This is a genomic window from Ureibacillus sp. FSL W7-1570 (assembly GCF_038593265.1).
Classification (GTDB): domain Bacteria; phylum Bacillota; class Bacilli; order Bacillales_A; family Planococcaceae; genus Ureibacillus; species Ureibacillus suwonensis.
In genome coordinates, this window is the sequence record NZ_CP151979.1 from 1,219,529 (window position 1) to 1,237,373 (window position 17,845).

A 17,845-nucleotide genomic window follows, 5' to 3' on the forward strand; every position below is an offset into this window, starting at 1 on the left:
TTTTTTCGCATTAAAAATTTAAAAATAATATTCAAAAACGATGAATAAAAATGCACCTATATTTTAAATCTAATGAATCATCCGTTATAAATATTCGTAACATTTTACTATTCTTTTCGGCAAAAATGATAGATTGTTTGCATAAAGATAACTTTGGCAATAAAAAAAGAGGGACTCAGCCCTCTCATTCATACTTGATTTTATTCACCGCATCCCAATCGAGCCGCTTCACCACTTCCACCATCAATTTCACCGCATTTTCAAAGTCGTCCCGATGCAGGATGGATGCATGGGAATGAATATAACGGGTAGCAATGGTGATGGATAGGGTTGGCACACCGTTTCCTGTCAAATGCATGGAACCGGCATCTGTTCCTCCGCCTGGCATCGCGTCAAATTGATACGGAATGTTGTTTTCTTCCGCCACATCGATGACGAAATCGCGAAGCCCTTTATGGGAAACCATGGAAGCATCGTAAATGATGATTTGCGGACCTGCTCCAAGTTTTGACATCGCTTCTTTCGGAGTGATGCCCGGTGTATCTCCTGCAATGCCTACATCCACCGCAAAACCGATGTCCGGTTGAATTTTGAATGTGGACGTTTTCGCACCTCTTAATCCTACTTCCTCTTGCACATTGCCGACACCATAGACAATGTTTGGATGATTTTCGTTTTTCAACCGCTTCAACACTTCGATGGCAATGGCGCAGCCAATGCGGTTGTCCCACGCTTTTGCAAGAAGCATTTTTTCATTTTTCATCACATTGAATTCAAAATATGGCGTAATCATATCACTAGGGCGGATTCCCCAACTTTCCGCCTCTTCTTTGGAAGTGGCGCCCACATCGATGAACATATCTTTGATATCAACGGTTTTTTTGCGTTGTTCCTGCGGCAAAATATGAGGCGGTTTTGAACCGATGACACCGATGATTTCCTCACCTGAACGGGTCGTGATCGTCACCCGCTGTGAAAGCATGACGTGTGCCCACCAACCGCCGACCGTTTGGAATTTAATGAAGCCTTTGTCATCAATTTGTGTCACCATGAAACCCACTTCATCCAAGTGGCCGGCAATCATAATTTTCGGACCCTTTTCATCGCCCCGTTTTTCCGCAATCAAACTTCCCAAATTGTCATACTCGATTTTATCCGCAAAAGGCTCGATATATTTTTTCATGACCTCTCTCGGCGCTTTCTCGTTTCCTGCGATGCCGTTTGCGTCTGTCAAATCCTTTAGCATTTGCAATGTTTCATCCATTTTTATTGATCCTCCTTAATATCCATTGCGTTGCCGCTCGTAATTTTTCTCATTTTTCTCAATGTATGCCTGAATGATATCATCCAATGTAAAACCTAAATTATAAGCGAGCACACTGTAATATTCCCATACTTTCAAATAATGATCCTCAGACGGATCGTGAATAAACGACAAAATCGCCTCTTGCGTTTTCAAAAACCATGTCGTCAGGTTTTCCTTTTTCTTCATTTCCGGCCACGCATTCAACCGGTATCCTTTTTCATTTCCTAAGGAAAGAAGAAAATGGATGGAATCCACGAATTCTTCCAACAACACTTCCCGTTCGGAAGGACCTTTTGTGCTCCAATATTTAAAACAGCGGGTTTCATTTGCCAACTCCGCAAGTTCTATCGTTAACGCCAACCCTTTTTCCAGAAATACATCCCGGTCGATGTGCTGGTTCTGTTGAATAAACGAATCCAATTGTGCTTGCATGTTAAACAGTTCTTGAAATTCCATGAATATTATCCCTCATTTTCTATAAAAAATGAAACTAATTTTCTACCTTAATCGTATAGGATATGATACCTTTTATACAAGGGGGAACTTTTTATGGCGCTTCTTTTGCGTATTATTGTCTTTATCGTCATTATTTATTTATTTTATAAAGCTTTTCGCTATTTGACAGATCCGAAAAGAAAATTGGATGAAGCCTATGAAAAGGGACAATACTACTTTTATGATGATGTAAAAAATGTGAGAAAAAACTTCTTTATTTCTTATAAAGGCGCTTTGTTTGAAGGGGAAAAATATTTGGGGACAACCGATGACGCCTTTGAAGTGGTATCCATTTTTGTCTGGGTGCATGATCCGGCAAAGCTCCAAGGTTTGACAAAAGAAGATTTCAAATTTTTGGAGAAAGAAATTTTAATGAATTATCCGAAAGCGAAAATCAATTGGAAAAATCCTATTGAAAAATTGATGAAGGAAGAAGAGGAATAAACTGCCCATCCGTTCTGAAAAAAGCTCCTGCATTGACTTCAAGCGGCTTATGCTCTATGAACAATATTTTAGAGCATAAGCCGCTTGAACGTTGGTGAAAGTGTATTGTCTAATTCACTTATAGAGATAGATTAGGAAGAAAATTTGCAATGCAGCAAGCAATGGCAGTCCAAAGGCAAAGATGGCATGTCTCGTTTTATGGCGGAATAAAACCATTGCGATCAATCCACCGCAAGCGCCGCCAATGATTGCCACCGATAATAATGTTTTTTCGGAAATCCGCCATTTCCCATGTTTTGCCCTCGATTTATCAATTCCCATCAATGCAAAACAAATCGCAGATACGATGATTATGTACACAGCAATGATTTCATTCATTTTCCTTCTCCTTAAAAGAAAAAAGCTGATAGGAACTCCTATCAGCCTTTTAAGTTGTTTCAATGATTATTTTGCGATTGCTTTTTTTGCTTCTTCCGCAAGTTGAGCGAAAGCTTGCGCATCGTTCACCGCTAAATCAGCCAACATTTTGCGGTTCACTTCGATACCAGCTTGTTTTAAACCGTACATTAAGCGGCTGTAAGAAAGACCGTTTTGGCGAGCTGCCGCATTGATACGTGTAATCCATAATTTACGGAAATCACGTTTTTTCTGACGGCGGTCACGGTAAGCATATAAACCGGATTTCATTACCGCTTGGTTTGCTGTTCTATATAAAGTATGTTTTGAACCGAAATAACCTTTTGCTAATTTTAAAACTTTTTTACGACGTCTGCGCGTTACTGTTCCACCTTTTACGCGTGGCATAGAAATTACCTCCTGCTATTCTTTCGAAAATTTTATAATCCGTTCAAAATTCCATTATTTTTTGTATGCAAGTAATGTTTTGATGCGTTTGTAGTCGCCTGATGTCATCACTTTCGCTTTGCGAAGTTGGCGTTTTTGTTTTGTTGTTTTGTTTGCAAATAAGTGGCTTCCGTAAGCACGGTCAAATTTAAATTTACCTGTACCTGTTCTTTTGAAACGCTTAGCAGCGCCACGGTGAGTTTTCATTTTTGGCATAGTAGTTCCTCCTAAACCTTATTTCGTAATCATTATTTTTCGCTTTTTGGGGCCAGAATTAAGAACATGCTCCGGCCTTCCAATTTAGGTTTTTGTTCTACCGTTGCATATTCGGCACATTCTTCAGCAAAACGATCCAATACCCGTTGTCCAATATCTGTATGCGTAATCGCACGTCCTTTGAAACGCAATGTACATTTTACTTTATCTCCCTTTTGAAGGAATTTGATTGCGTTTCGAAGTTTCGTTTGGAAATCATGTTCGTCAATCGTTGGGCTCAAACGAACCTCTTTCATATGAATGACTTTCTGATTTTTACGAATTTCGCGCTCTTTCTTTTGCTGCTCAAATTTATATTTGCCGTAGTCCATAATACGAGCAACAGGTGGCTTCGCTTGCGGTGCTACGAGGACTAGATCCAAGTTTACACGAGCAGCCATTTCCAACGCTTCGTTACGGGATATAATTCCTACTTGTTCACCGTTTTGATCAATTACACGAAGTTCACGTGCACGTATCCCTTCGTTTACGTACATGTCTTTGCTAATAAAAATCCACCTCCAAGGTTATGTCGCGAATACACGGTTGAAAATCCCGGTTGAACGTTGCTGTTGTTCTGTTATGTCCATAAAAAAAGACGGACATTTCAGAAGATGTCCGCCCGCCGTAAAATACGCAAAAAAGAGCGTATTCATTTTTCCATGATGATTCGAACCTGTCAACTGCTCGATGCGTCGAACAGGTGAGAAGCGGGCAGCCTCTACTTTCAACCACAATCTTGTATTCTTAACCTTTGTTATCGTAACATCCTGTTATTAAGATGTCAAGTTTTTTATTTTTATATCTGACATACATCAATCAAATTGGATACAGAGGATGCCCAAACAGCAGCTGACGGGCATCCTCTGTTCCAATAAAATGAAATTTACACTCTTGCATCCTTTTTGATGTCTTCAAGGAATTGTCCGAATGGCACCGTTTCTGAATCTTTGGAGCTGTAACGGCGGACATTGACCGTATTGGCTTCCACTTCTTTATCGCCCAATACCAACATGTACGGGATTTTCTTCATTTGCGCTTCACGGATTTTATAACCCAATTTTTCTTCACGCACATCAAGTTCTACACGGATTCCCGCTTTGCGAAGTTCTTCTTCCACCTGTTTTGCATAATCGAAATGCACTTCGTTGGATACAGGGATCACGACCGCTTGAACAGGCGCCAACCATGTTGGGAATGCCCCTTTGTATTCTTCGATCAAAAAGGCAACAAAGCGTTCCATTGTGGATACGACACCGCGGTGAATAACAACCGGACGATGTTTTTCCCCGTCTTCGCCGATGTATGTTAAATCAAAGCGTTCCGGAAGCAGGAAGTCAAGCTGCACAGTAGATAGAGTTTCTTCTTTGCCGATGGCTGTTTTTACTTGCACGTCAAGTTTTGGACCATAGAAAGCAGCTTCGCCTTCCGCTTCAAAATATTCTAGTCCTAAATCATCCATCGCTTCTTTTAACATGCTTTGTGCGCGTTCCCACATTTCATCATCATCATAATATTTTTCTGTATCTTCTGGGTCCCGGTAAGATAAACGGAATCGATAATCTTTGATATCGAAGTCTTTATACACTTCAAGAATCAAGTTTAATACCCGTTTAAATTCATCTTTGATTTGGTCCGGACGAACGAAAATATGGGCATCGTTCAAAGTCATGCCGCGCACGCGCTGCAAGCCGGATAAACCGCCGGACGCTTCATAGCGGTGCATCATGCCAAGTTCGGCAATCCGGATTGGCAACTCGCGGTATGAGTGCATGCCGCTTTTATAAACCATCATATGGTGTGGACAGTTCATCGGACGAAGCACCAATGTTTCATTATCCATTTCCATCGGCGGGAACATGTCTTCAGAATAGTGCTCCCAGTGGCCGGAAGTTTCATATAAACGTTTTGAACCTAACACTGGTGTGTAAACGTGTTTATATCCTAAGCTGATTTCTTTATCTACAATATAGCGCTCGATAATGCGGCGGATAGTGGCGCCGTTTGGAAGCCAAAGCGGCAAACCTTGTCCCACTGTTGGGGATAAAGTGAACAGTTCCAACTCTTTCCCCAGTTTGCGGTGGTCGCGTTCTCTCGCTTCTTCCAGCATTTTTAAGTGATTTTGCAAATCTTCTTTTGTAAAGAAGGCTGTACCGTAAATGCGTTGAAGCATTTTGTTGTTGGAGTCTCCACGCCAATAAGCTCCTGCCAATGAAAGCAATTTGAATTCTTTTAATTTTCCAGTGGAAGGAACATGTACGCCACGGCAAAGATCAAAAAATTCACCTTGGTAATAGATGGATACTTGCTCCCCTTCCGGAATCGCATCCAAAAGTTCTAATTTATATTCATCGCCAATTTCTTCGTAAATGCGGCGAGCTTCTTCGCGAGTGACGTTTTTGCGGATGATTTCAAGGTTTTCTGAAATGATTTTTTTCATTTCTTTTTCGATTTTTGGAAGATCTTCCGCTGTAATTGGTGTCGGTGAATCGATGTCATAATAGAATCCGCCTTCAATCACAGGGCCAATCCCCAGTTTCGCCCCAGGGAATAAACGTTTCACCGCTTGCGCTGTCAAGTGGGCAGTTGAATGGCGCAAAATGTCAAGGGCATCTTCATGATCCGGTGTTACGATTTCAATTGCACCGTCTTCTTCAATTGGTGTTTTTAAATCCAACAATTTGCCATTGACCTTCCCTGCCAACGCTTTTTTGCGCAATCCCGGGCTGATGGACGCTGCGACTTCTTCAGTCGTTGTGCCTTTGGAAAACTCCTTTACTGCACCATCCGGAAAAGTTAATTGAATCACTTCAGCCATATTCATTCTCCTTTACTGTAGTTTGATTCGTTCAAATTATGTTTTACATTTGCTGGAATCCAAATTCAAATAGTTGAACGACACAAATAAAAAACGCCATCCCGATAAAGGGACGACGCGATCGCTCGTGGTTCCACCCTTCTTCCTTCCGAAATCAAAGCAATTTCAGACGAAGCTCTGGGTCGGTGTAACGTACCGATAGCCGTCAGCGGATTGTTCCCCGCCGAAGCTCCGAGGTAGTAAAGTGTTGCGTCGTACTAGGAAACTTCCAGCCTAGGTTTCCCTCTCTATAAGCCGTTTCACAAACTTCATGTCCTCTTCACTGCCACTGAAATATTTATCACAATCAAAGTATACGCTGACTTTATTCGAAATGCAACTGTCGAAATGGACTTTCATTCGGATTGTCTCCGGTTTTCGCCAGTCATTTCAATCGGAATCGTCACCGCTTTGATCCGCTCCATAATTCTGGCGGCTTTCACGACATCGACCTCACCGCGGGAAGTCTCAGCCAGGTGGAGTTCCAATTGTTTATAATTAAAATTGGAAGTAATAAAGGTTGGGAGCTGTTCACTCATCCGATAATGCAAAATGGGACCTAAAATTTCATCCCTCGCCCAGCTGGATAAAGACTCCGAACCAATATCATCAAGCATCAGTACAGGAGCCTGCTTTACAAAATCGATTTTTTCCTGGAGGGTTTGATTCTGGATGGAATTCTTCAACTCCCTCAAAAATTCCGGAACAAAAACGAGAACAGAAGGAACTCTCAAACTGGCAAGCTCGTTGGCGATGGCCCCCAATACGAAGGATTTCCCAACGCCGAATTCGCCATATAAATAAAATCCTTTTTTCGGCAATTCCCCTGTCTTTTTGTAATGATTGATGAAATCAGCGGCATAATTGGCAATAATTACCCGTGATTCATCGTCAATCAATAAATCTTGCAATGTGGCAGATAATACGTCTTTCGGCATATACATGCTTGAAATCATCGATTCGATTTCTCTACGCTCGTCTTCAATAATCTTTTGCTTACAGCGCTCATACTCGACATCAATCATATTTTGGGAAATGTACAATTTGGGAATAAATCCCTTTAAATAATTGGTGCATTGTTCCGTAGAACCGCAATTGCAACATTCGCTGGATTGGCTGATATATTCATACAGTTTGGCCAAACTGCGCTCCACCATCTCTTTATTGACCACATCGTCATGTTCCGCCAAGAATTTTTGAACATCCGGATGCTCCAAAATTTGATTGCGGATGGCATTATACCTTTCTTGAAAGGAAGGAATTTGAAATTTTTCTAAAGCTTTTTTGATCGATTCGATTGTTCGTCACCTACCCGTCTACAACTCCAAGTTTTTGCAATATTTTTCTGCGCTCTTCTTCAAAATTGATGTTTGATGCCTTTTTTTCCTCTTTCTTTGGTTCATTCCGTTTATAAAACCATTCCGGAATCTTTTCTTCCCTTATATTTTTATAAGGCTGTTTCTTGTAGTTTGATGAAGCGGATTTTTTCGCTTCGCTTTCAAGCTTCCATTGCATATATTGGTCCCGTTCCGTGCGGGCAAGTTCCATTGCTTCTTTCGCCGTCCGTACATTTTTCCGCATCCAGTGGTCCGCGATCCGTTCGACATATTTGCGGGGCAATTTCATATCTAAAGTGAGCATCACATATTCGAGCAATACATTGACGACCCCGATAGGCATGCCGTGCTTCATGATTAAATCTTCAGCCAGTTCGACGGAAGACGGCAACGGTTCTTTTCCGTTATTGATATCCCGCAACACTTGAATCGGCGGAGTCGTCTCAAGATAATGGATCAGCTCCTGCTCTTTCGTCAGCGACTGATTCGGTTCATCCTGCGGCTTCGACTCAAAGTTTTTTTCAAATTTCGGCACTTCCTTGGAAATGGTCAATTTATAATAATCGGCAGCCGCCTTCTTCAATCTTTCCAATGAAATGTTCATTTCATCATCAATGGCCAATATCACAATTTTTTGCATATCCAACGGGGATAGCTGATAGAGGAAAGCAAGCTTTGCAATCCATTCCTTCACTTCCGGCGTAAACACGCGGGAAGGGATCAATTGTTCCGATAATCCGGCTTGCAATAAATCGAAGTCAAACCGTTCATAATAAAAAGGATAATTCATTTGGTTGGATTTCAGCTCGGGCTCGATAAATTCCTGGGGTACATTCGTATCAATCGGCTTGAACACATCTGTAAACGTTCTTGAAACCTCTTTGAAAGCGTCCTTGTCAATCCGCTTAATGAACCGTTTGCGCAGTTTGCGGTAAGCCTGTTCGCCAATTCTGCTGAATAAAAACATCGATAAAAGCGGGTCTTGGAAAAATAGTTCCGCATCCAAAGGGCGCGCCAATTCATAAATGAACGAACGATTTTCCCCTTCATCTTTCCGGTATGTCTTCAAGAGTCCGATCGCTTCAAGGGAAATCCGTGCTTGAAACACTTTCATGATCGGCATATTCAGCACATTCATCAAGTAGTAGTGGTTTAATAATCCCCTGTGAGGATCTTCCCCTTCCGCCCATAAAGTCAAATACAAACTGATTGGCTCCGGACCGGTAAGGGGCTGATAAAAAAGGGTCAACAGCTGCCGGTCATGTGAAGAGAGAGAAGAAGGGAGAAGGATATCAAAAGAATCCTTGGGCTGCAACTCTTTATACAAGTAAACCATATATTCTTCCCCCCGTTATCACTTTTTGGACTGGCGATTCAACAATTCCGTCAATTCATCCATAAATACGTTGATATCTTTAAATTGGCGGTAAACGGAAGCGAAACGGACATAGGCCACTTCATCCACTTTCGCAAGCTCGTCCATGACCATTTCGCCGACATCCACGGAACTCACTTCCGAATTTCCAATCCTTCTCAATTCTTTTTCGATATCATAAACGATTTGTTCAAGTTGTTCCAATGGCACAGGGCGCTTTTCGCAGGCGCGGATCAATCCTCTCAACACTTTTTCACGGCTGAACTCTTCCCTGGAACCATCTTTTTTTACGACAATCAAAGGTGTTTCCTCCACTTTTTCAAAAGTGGTGAATCGGTAACCGCAAGATTCGCATTCCCTGCGTCTACGAATCTCTTTATTATCATCAACGGGTCTGGAATCTACCACACGCGTTCCGTTATGGTGACAACTTGGACATCTCATAATTTTAATTCTCCCTGTCTAGTTTCTTAATGAATATTATAACAGATAACAAAGAATGTGACACTTTTCCCATATACGTGACTTGATAACAATCAGATAGGCTATCATTTTAATATACTTTCATCCAAAAATCGAGATGATTTATTCCGAATTTCATTAACAGCTTTGCTAATATTTTGTTTTGACAAGTCATCCATAATATGGGGGCAAAAAATAAAAAGTGTAGACAAAGTCCGGAAGACAATGTCTACACTGATCCAAACATAATATTATGCTGTTACTGTTTCCAATGCTTTGACAACTTTTCTAGTCAAATCCACAACGCGTGCAGAATAACCCCATTCATTGTCGTACCAAGCCATCACTTTCACTTTTCTTGTACCCATTACCATTGTTAACTGTGCATCAATTGTTGATGAATAAGTTGTAGTATTGAAATCTACCGATACAAGAGGTTCTTCACAGTAATTCAAAATGCCTTTCAACGGACCTTCGCTGGCTTTTTTGAAGGCTTCATTTACTTGCTCAGCCGTTACATCTTGTTTCAAATCGACAACCAAGTCCACCAAAGAAACGTTTGGCGTTGGTACACGAAGGGCTAAACCATGGATTTTTCCTTGCAATTCCGGAATTACTTTGCCCAATGCTTTTGCCGCACCAGTTGTTGTCGGGATGATGCTTTGACCGCAGGCGCGGGCACGGCGTAAATCTTTGTGCATGTTATCTAAGTTTTTCTGATCGTTTGTATATGCGTGAACAGTTGTCATTAAACCGTTTTCAATTCCAAATTGTTCATGCAACACTTTGACAACCGGAGCCAAGCAGTTTGTTGTACAAGAAGCATTTGAAATGATATCGTGTTTGGATAAATCTAAAGCGTCTTCGTTCACACCAACCACAATTGTGACATCTTCGTTTTTCCCTGGCGCTGTTAAAATCACTTTTTTCGCTCCCGCTTCCAAGTGAAGGGCCGCTTTTTCACGATCGTTAAATTTACCTGTCGCTTCAATTACAACGTCTACACCAAGCTCTTTCCAAGGCAATTTTGCAGGATCGCGTTCAGCCACTAATTGCACACGCTTGCCATTTACAATCAATGCATCTTCTTCATATTCCACTGTACCATCGAAATGACCATGAATTGTATCATATTTCACCATATGTGCCAATGTTTTGGCAGGATAGCTCGCATTGACTGCCACTATATTTAAATCGTCTTGAACAATTGCTTGTCGGAACACCATACGGCCAATTCGACCAAAGCCGTTTATTGCAATAGAAACTGTCATTATATATAAGCCTCCTATTTTACTTCAATTATGTTTACTTTTTCTCAATTAGTATAGCACATTATTAATAATCGTGTACCAACAATTATAAGATTAAAAAAAATATTATTTTCAAAATAATGAAAAAAATCGGCTCCGTTGAAGCATACTGCGAAACTTGGGGAGAAACCCTATACCAATATTCCATATTCGAACAGCTAAATTCAACAAGAATCATTCCAAAAATCTTGAAAATTTTTTGACATCACGAGCATATTTTTTCAATAATCAGCTAAAGAACGTCCCAATCTTTTAAAATTTGCTCCAGTTGTTTCCGCGTTTCCTCGATTGAACCGTTATTATTAATGACCGCATCCGCCCCTTGCTCTTTCACCGACAAAGGCAATTGGGACTGTATGCGGGCTTTTGCCTCTTCTTCTGTCAATTGATTTCTTTTCATTAATCTTTCCAATTGCACATCTTCCGATACGGACACGACCAAAATTTTATCCACAAAATGTTGAAGCTTGCTTTCAAATAGTAATGGAATATCCATAATCACCGTTTTTTCGCCTTTTTCAAGATACTCATCCCGCTGACGGAGCATTTCTTTCCGGATGGCCGGATGAATGATGCTATTCAACAGTTGCCGTTTCTCTTCATCATTGAAAATAATGGAACCTAATTTTTTCCGGTCCAGTTCCCCATTCTCCGTCAAAACTTCTTCCCCAAAGGCTTCTGCAATTTTTTTCAATGTTTCGCTGCCTGGTTCCACCACTTGCCGGGCCACCACATCCGCATCAACGATTGGAAATCCATATTCTTTTAACATATTACTTACGGTACTTTTTCCGCTTGCAATACTTCCTGTTAAACCAATGATCATAGCAAACACCTTTCTAATGTTGACATTTTGGACAATAAACGCTCGTTCTTCCGGCAATCGTCATCGATTTTGTTTTTGAAGAACAGTTTGGACAAACCTTTTTGCCATACATTTTCAAACGATGCTGCATCCCGCCGGCTTCTCCATTGATGTTTCGATAATCGGAAATCGTCGAACCGCCCATTTCGATGCTTTCCAACAATACCTTTTGAACGGCTTCAAACAATTCGATTTTCCGCTTTTTGCTGACTCTTCCCGTCTTTCTTGCGGGATGGATGCCGACCCGGAAAAGGGCTTCCGTTGCATAAATATTGCCGCAGCCGGAAATCACTTGTCCATCCATAATGACTTCCTTGATCGGCTTATTTTTATATTTCGTAAGCTCACATTTTTCCAAAAAGTAATTCAAGGCAAGTTCCTCAAAGGGTTCCGGAGCCATTAATAGCAGCGGCGGATGCTCATCCATGGTTTTTAACAACCGCATTTCACCAAATCTGCGTATATCGGAAAAGATGAGCTTCTCGCCAGTGGATAATGAAAACTTTGCGTGAATATGGTTGCGAAATTTTTCTTCCAAAATTTCATTCTCCTGGCCGACGATGAACCAGGCGCCGGTCATTCCCAGATGATTGACGAAAAGGTAGGGCTGTTCATTTTTTTCGACATCAAAGAAAATATATTTGGCCCGCCGTTTCACCTTTTTGATCGTCATGCCGCGCATTTCGTTTTCAAAATCCGATGGCTCCATATTTTTGACAATGCATTGCTTTCCTTGTTGGTGGGATGCATAAACCGTTTTTGACAACACCACATTTTCAATCGTTTTTCCTTCGATTTTCGGGGAAAGCGCCCGAACAACCCCTTCCACTTCCGGTAATTCAGGCATGAATTCACTTCCTTAATTATTTTGCATCGTACCAGGTTGGGCCGTAAGAAATATCCACTTTTAATGGTACATCAAGGGTGATGGCGCTTTCCATCACTTCCGGCACGATTTTTTCCAACTTTTCAATTTCCTCTTTCGGCGCTTCAAAAATCAATTCGTCATGCACCTGCAGCAAGAGTTTCGCCTGCAGACCTTCTTCTTTCAATCTCGCATCGATGTCAATCATCGCTTTTTTGATAATATCTGCGGCGCTTCCTTGAATCGGCGTGTTCATTGCCGTACGTTCCGCAAAACTTCTCAAATTGAAGTTTTTGCTTGTAATATCAGGCAAATATCTGCGGCGGTTTAGGATGGTTGTTACATATCCTTTCAATTTTGCTTCCTGCACGATGTTGTCCATATATTCTTTGACACCAGGGAAACTTTGGAAATATTTTTCTATAAAATCTCCCGCTTCTTTTCTGGAAATATCAAGGTTTTGCGAAAGTCCATAATCGCTGATTCCATAAATGATGCCGAAGTTGACCGCTTTTGCCGCCCTTCTCATATTTGGCGTCACTTCATCTTTGGAAACATGGAACACTTCCATCGCCGTCCGGGTATGAATATCCATTCCTTGTTTGAAAGCGTCCACCAAATGTTTATCTTTGGACATGTGGGCAAGAACACGCAGCTCGATTTGGGAGTAATCGGCACCAAAGAGCAGCCAGCCTTCATGGGAAGGAACAAAAGCCTTTCGGATTTTTCTTCCTTCTTCCAGTCGGATCGGAATATTTTGCAAGTTCGGATCTGTTGAAGAAAGGCGCCCAGTCGACGTCAATGCCTGCATAAAGCGGGTATGAACTTTTCCGTCTTCCGGGTGGACTTCTTTGATTAACCCTTCGATATAAGTGGACTTCAATTTCGCCAGTGTCCGGTATTCCAAAATCAATTCGACGATTTTATGTTGGTATTTCAGTTTCTCAAGCACATCCGCCGCAGTGGAATAACCTGTTTTCGTTTTCTTGATGACCGGCAGTCCCAATTTTTCAAACAAAATAACGCCTAACTGTTTTGGAGAATTGATATTGAATGTTTCTCCCGCCAATTCATAAATTTCCTTTTCCAGCGTCGCAATTTTTTCTTGCAATTCTTTCCCCATTTCTTCAAGAGTGGAAATATCCACTTTGATTCCTTGGCTTTCCATTTCCCCTAAAATGACAGCCAAAGGAAGCTCCAAATCATGGTACAGGTCAAACTGCTCATTTTCCTTCAATTTTTTTGTAACCCGATCTTTGCAATGCCAAATGGCAAGGGCTTTGCGGCAAACATGTTCGGCAAGGTCTTTTTCCTCCGGCAATGCCCATTTGGCCCCTTTTCCGTATACCGCTTCATTGGAACGGACATCGGTGTAGCCAAATTCCTTCGCCAGCGTCGCCACATCATCCCCTGAAATGGCAGGATTCAGGATGTAAGAAGCAAGCAGGAAATCAAATTCCACGCCCCGCAAATTGATGCCATGACGTTTCAAAATGCATTGGGCCGCCTTTAAATCCGACATATATTTTTTCTTCGTGCCATCTTCAAAATAAGCCTTCAATATATCATTTTCTTTCAATGCATCCGTCGGAACGAAAAAGGTTTTTGTTCCGTCCGTGAAGGCGAATCCTAAAATATTGCAAGTATGATATTGTTCATTCTCAAGTTCCACATGTACCGCCATTTCATCGCTGAAGAGATCCCCGGCGATGTCACGGACAATGTCAAAATCGATTTCAGCCGTTTCCTTTTCTTCCGCTTGGAAATCCGTTTTTTCGAGGAGGGATTTAAACTGCAACTCTTTCCAAACTTCAAGCACCGCTTCCTCATCCGGACCTGGATAATCCAAATCCTCAAGACGGATTTCGATTGGCGCATTGGTGTTGATGGTCGCCAATTGTTTGCTCATTTTCGCCTGTTCTTCGTTTTCGATGAGCTTCTCCTTCATCTTGGACTGTTTCATTTGATCGATATGTTCATATAAATTTTCGATTGTTCCATATTCTTTCAGCAATTTGATGGCGGTCTTTTCACCAATCCCCGGAACGCCCGGAATATTGTCGGACGCATCCCCCATCAGCCCTTTCATATCGATGATCTGTTCAGGGGATAAACCGTATTTTTCCTGAATATGTTCCGGCGTATAATGTTCAATATCCGTCATCCCTTTTCGCGTCACATACACCTTCACTTTATCCGTCGCCAGCTGCGTCAAGTCTTTATCCCCTGAGACGATGATGACATCGATATCTTTTTCTTCCGCTTGGCGGGCAAGGGTTCCGATGATGTCGTCCGCTTCGTACAATTCCAATTCGTATCTTGGAATGCGGTATGCGTCGATCAGCTTTTGCAAGTAAGGGAATTGCTCCGACAGTTCCGGCGGCGTTTTCAGGCGGCCGCCTTTATATTCTTCAAAGGTTTCATGGCGGAATGTCGTTTTTCCCGCATCAAAGGCGACGAGCATCTTCGTCGGCTTTTCTTCTTCCAATATTTTTTGAAGCATCGTCGTAAAGCCGTAAACGGCATTTGTATGAATTCCGCTGTCATTCGATAAAAGCGGCAACGCAAAAAACGCTCTATATGCCAAGCTGTTCCCGTCTAGCAATAATAATTTTTCTTTTCCCACTCATTAGCACTCCTTCAGAGAAAAAATCATCTTCCATTACTTTTACACAGTTAATTCCATTATAAAACACGTATCTGCCGAAAAACGACAAATACGTGTTTTTTTCCAAACATTTATAAATAGCCCCGTATCAATGAGGCTGATTGATTTTCTCCTCATAAAAAATTTCTTCATAGATGATTGTCAATAAGAAAGCGTTTAAAAAGGCGATGACAAGATACAGTGGCATCCCGCCCAACTCCGGTTCCATCCACGGACGGAAAAACACTTCCACAATCCCCACTTGGGTAAAATAAAAAATCATCCCGACACCCACTTGCCAGATGGATCGTTTATTTTCCCGCTGTTCATAACGGAACACTTTTTTAAAACTGTTTCGGAGATCCTCCGCCACAAAGATGGAAAGGATGAAAATGATGATAAAAAGTACAGGAATTTGGAACAACTTTATGTTCAAAAATGCGTAAGGAGTCGAAGAATATAACCCTGTCATACTGCAAGACATTATACATGCAAGCAACAGATTTTGGATCCATTGATTTAAACGCTGCATCCTTTCGCCTCGATTCTAATATTATTATTGTATAGTATTATATAACGAGGTTGATAGGATGAGAAAGTTGTAATAATTGCCAACAAAGTATTTTTAATAAATGCGAAAAAAAGGGCAATTGAAGAAACACAAGTTTCCCCTTTGCCCTTTTACGCAAAATTTCATGCATATTCCATCATTCAAGCAGTTTACTAATCAATATAACCGGATAAAATTCTTGCATATGGAGAATCCGCCGGAATAATGATGACTGTATCATCGCCAATCGTTTTCTTATAAGTTTCCAATGTGCGATACAATTGATAGAATTCCGGATCTTTGGAGAAAGCTTCATTATAGATTCTTGCCGCTTCCGCTTCCCCTTCCGCAATAATCATTGCAGCATCTTTTTTGGCTGTGGAAATCAACTCCTGCACTTGCCGGTCGGTGTTGGCCTCAATCCGGTTTTTCTCCGCGTCCCCTTCCGATAAATACTTTTGGGCGATGGATTCCCGGTCTGAAATCATCCGCTTATAAACGGATTCTTCGTTTTCCTGCGGCAAGTCTGTACGGCGGATGCGAACGTCCACCACTTCAATGCCATAATTGTCTTTCTTCAATAATTCATTTACATTATTTGTGATTTTTTCCGATAGACTGCCCCGTCCGGAATTTTCATCATTGATGATTTCATCATAATTGATCTGGCCCAGCTCTGTACGCAATACGGAATAAATGAACTCTTCCATGCGGGCTTCCGCATTCACCAAAGATCTTGCATTCTTAATCAACGCCTTTGGATCCGTCACGCGCCATACCGCATAGTTGTCTATGATGATGCGCTTTTTATCGAGCGTATTGATTTCCTCTTCCGACATGTTGTAGACCATCAAATTTTTCGGCAATGTCGTCACGCTTTGGATAAACGGAATCTTCACATAGAGGCCGGGCTTATCCTGATATTTCACCACTTCCCCGAATTGGCGGACAATTCTATATTCATTCTCTTTTACAATATAAATATTTGAAAGCAATACAATGATGACGGCTGCAATCGCGGTAAGCACGATTGCCGTTTTCACGTATTTTTTCGGATTGAACGGCGGCTTTTCTTTGACGATTTTTGCTTCTTTGACGTTTTTCTTTTCTTTATTGTTCTTATTTCCGAAAAGATTTTTGATAAATTTTTCTAAATCTCCGTCATAATAGTTGTTGCTCATTGTTTACCGCCCCCTTCTTTGCTCTTCTCTTCCGTGCTTTGGGTTGCCGGTTGCTGTGGCTGCAGCGGCAAATATTTCAACGTTTCCCCATCATCGTTCATAATGTAAATTTTTGCGCCAGGCAACACTTCTTCCAATGTTTCCAAAATGAGACGCTGGCGGGTGATTTTTTGATTGCCGACATATTCGCTGTATAGCTTGTTGAAAACAGCCACATCCCCTTCGGCTTGCTGGATGCGGGAGATTTTTTCCGCTTCGGCCCGGGAAATGATTGCATCTTTTTCCCCTTGGGCCTCACTGAGTTTTTGGTTTTCGTATTTTCTCGCCTCGTTAATTTTTGTATTTTTCGTTTCACGGGCATCCGTCACAGCCGTGAAGGCGGCTCGAACTTCCGCATTTGGCAGTTCCACATCCTGCAATTTCACCGCCAGGATGGACACGCCAATATCATAATTTTCCACTAAGGATACTAATAAATCCCTCGCTTTTTGTTCGATTTCTGATTTTCCATCCGTTAATGCTTCATCAATCGTTGAACTTCCGATGATGGAACGGATGGAGCTCGATGTCGCATGGTGCAACAGCTCTTTCGGATTTTCCGAGTGGAATAAATATTTCACCGGATCGGAAATTTTGTATTGCACGACCAAATCGGTCAATACAATGTTTTCATCACCGGTAATCATTTTCGTTTCACTGTCTTTCGTGATGATTTCACCGTCTTTTGTCGTTTCATACCCGAATTGCAGGCTGTACGTTTCCTTTGAAAGAACTTCAACTTTTTGGACCGGCCAAGGCAATTTGAAATGCAAACCCGGATCTGTAATAGTTTCAGTGGCTTGCCCAAACGTAATCACAACGGCCTGTTCGGATTCATCCACCGTGTACCAAGTAGTAAAAATGCAAATAAGTCCGATAATTGCGAGAATCGTTAGTCCGGTTGTCAGCAATGCTCTTTTGACGCTCATTCTCTTTTCCCTCTCTTTCTCTTTTAAGAAATCGTTAGCTAATTTACGTTACATTTGCCATTAAAGTTTCACAAAAATGAAAAAA

General features: G+C 41.5%; 19 protein-coding genes and 1 other annotated feature. Of the genes, 1 reads left to right on the forward strand and 18 read right to left on the reverse strand.

Translation table 11 applies throughout. The features are described 5' to 3' along the window. Positions 1–184 precede the first annotated feature (184 nt). The gene (locus tag NST13_RS05950) at positions 185–1,264 is read right to left on the reverse strand and encodes a M42 family metallopeptidase (protein ID WP_342581643.1); all 1,080 of its coding nucleotides are present in this window, start codon (positions 1,262–1,264) and stop codon (positions 185–187) included. Positions 1,265–1,279: 15 nt separating this feature from the next. Next, positions 1,280–1,762, reverse strand: coding sequence for a dUTP diphosphatase (locus tag NST13_RS05955; RefSeq protein WP_342468970.1), 483 nt, complete (start codon positions 1,760–1,762; stop codon positions 1,280–1,282). Positions 1,763–1,855: 93 nt separating this feature from the next. Between NST13_RS05955 and NST13_RS05960 the strand changes: the two genes are divergently transcribed. Further along, the gene (locus NST13_RS05960; RefSeq protein WP_342468969.1) at positions 1,856–2,245 is read left to right on the forward strand and encodes a sigma-w pathway protein ysdB; all 390 of its coding nucleotides are present in this window, start codon (positions 1,856–1,858) and stop codon (positions 2,243–2,245) included. 114 nt (positions 2,246–2,359) lie between these two features. On the opposite strand, the gene NST13_RS05965 is transcribed toward NST13_RS05960, so the two are convergent. The 16 genes from NST13_RS05965 to hflK all read right to left on the reverse strand — a co-directional run bounded on the left by NST13_RS05965 (position 2,360) and on the right by hflK (position 17,760). Further along, positions 2,360–2,623, reverse strand: coding sequence for a DUF1294 domain-containing protein (locus tag NST13_RS05965; RefSeq protein WP_342468968.1), 264 nt, complete (start codon positions 2,621–2,623; stop codon positions 2,360–2,362). A gap of 66 nt (positions 2,624–2,689) precedes the next feature. Then, complete coding sequence (rplT, locus tag NST13_RS05970; protein ID WP_342468966.1) at positions 2,690–3,049, reverse strand: 50S ribosomal protein L20; 360 nt, start codon at positions 3,047–3,049, stop codon at positions 2,690–2,692. A 54-nt stretch (positions 3,050–3,103) separates the two neighbouring features. Next, complete coding sequence (gene rpmI, locus NST13_RS05975) at positions 3,104–3,304, reverse strand: 50S ribosomal protein L35 (RefSeq protein WP_342468965.1); 201 nt, start codon at positions 3,302–3,304, stop codon at positions 3,104–3,106. 32 nt (positions 3,305–3,336) lie between these two features. Beyond that, entirely contained in the window at positions 3,337–3,840 is a 504-nt protein-coding gene (infC, locus tag NST13_RS05980; RefSeq protein WP_342468964.1) for a translation initiation factor IF-3, read from the reverse strand. A 30-nt stretch (positions 3,841–3,870) separates the two neighbouring features. Then, complete coding sequence (locus NST13_RS05985) at positions 3,871–4,080, reverse strand: hypothetical protein (protein ID WP_342468963.1); 210 nt, start codon at positions 4,078–4,080, stop codon at positions 3,871–3,873. Continuing rightward, positions 3,928–4,076 (reverse strand) — a sequence feature (ribosomal protein L20 leader region). Its footprint overlaps the gene before it by 149 nt. Before the next feature lie 149 nt (positions 4,081–4,229). Continuing rightward, complete coding sequence (gene thrS / locus NST13_RS05990) at positions 4,230–6,161, reverse strand: threonine--tRNA ligase (RefSeq protein WP_342468962.1); 1,932 nt, start codon at positions 6,159–6,161, stop codon at positions 4,230–4,232. 395 nt (positions 6,162–6,556) lie between these two features. Further along, positions 6,557–7,489, reverse strand: a complete 933-nt coding sequence (gene dnaI / locus NST13_RS05995) for a primosomal protein DnaI (RefSeq protein ID WP_342581820.1) — start codon at positions 7,487–7,489, stop codon at positions 6,557–6,559. 19 nt (positions 7,490–7,508) lie between these two features. Continuing rightward, on the reverse strand, positions 7,509–8,873 hold the full coding sequence (locus NST13_RS06000) for a DnaD domain protein (RefSeq protein ID WP_342581644.1): 1,365 nt from the start codon (positions 8,871–8,873) through the stop codon (positions 7,509–7,511). Between the two features lie 18 nt (positions 8,874–8,891). Further along, entirely contained in the window at positions 8,892–9,356 is a 465-nt protein-coding gene (gene nrdR / locus NST13_RS06005) for a transcriptional regulator NrdR (RefSeq protein ID WP_342468960.1), read from the reverse strand. A 269-nt stretch (positions 9,357–9,625) separates the two neighbouring features. Then, the gene (locus NST13_RS06010; protein WP_342468959.1) at positions 9,626–10,645 is read right to left on the reverse strand and encodes a glyceraldehyde-3-phosphate dehydrogenase; all 1,020 of its coding nucleotides are present in this window, start codon (positions 10,643–10,645) and stop codon (positions 9,626–9,628) included. Positions 10,646–10,916: 271 nt separating this feature from the next. Beyond that, positions 10,917–11,510 (reverse strand): dephospho-CoA kinase, encoded by a 594-nt coding sequence (gene coaE / locus NST13_RS06015; protein WP_342468958.1) that lies wholly within the window; start codon positions 11,508–11,510, stop codon positions 10,917–10,919. 13 nt (positions 11,511–11,523) lie between these two features. Further along, positions 11,524–12,396 (reverse strand): bifunctional DNA-formamidopyrimidine glycosylase/DNA-(apurinic or apyrimidinic site) lyase, encoded by an 873-nt coding sequence (gene mutM / locus NST13_RS06020; protein WP_342581645.1) that lies wholly within the window; start codon positions 12,394–12,396, stop codon positions 11,524–11,526. A 16-nt stretch (positions 12,397–12,412) separates the two neighbouring features. Then, positions 12,413–15,040, reverse strand: coding sequence for a DNA polymerase I (polA, locus tag NST13_RS06025; RefSeq protein ID WP_342468956.1), 2,628 nt, complete (start codon positions 15,038–15,040; stop codon positions 12,413–12,415). A gap of 130 nt (positions 15,041–15,170) precedes the next feature. After that, positions 15,171–15,593: a DNA polymerase I gene (locus tag NST13_RS06030; protein ID WP_342468955.1), complete on the reverse strand. Its 423-nt coding sequence runs from the start codon at positions 15,591–15,593 to the stop codon at positions 15,171–15,173. A gap of 191 nt (positions 15,594–15,784) precedes the next feature. Beyond that, positions 15,785–16,792, reverse strand: a complete 1,008-nt coding sequence (locus tag NST13_RS06035; protein ID WP_342468954.1) for a protease modulator HflC — start codon at positions 16,790–16,792, stop codon at positions 15,785–15,787. Beyond that, a complete protein-coding gene (gene hflK / locus NST13_RS06040) occupies positions 16,789–17,760 on the reverse strand; it encodes an FtsH protease activity modulator HflK (RefSeq protein ID WP_342581646.1) in 972 nt (323 codons plus the stop codon). The genes NST13_RS06035 and hflK overlap by 4 nt, the downstream gene beginning before the upstream one ends. Positions 17,761–17,845: the final 85 nt, after the last annotated feature.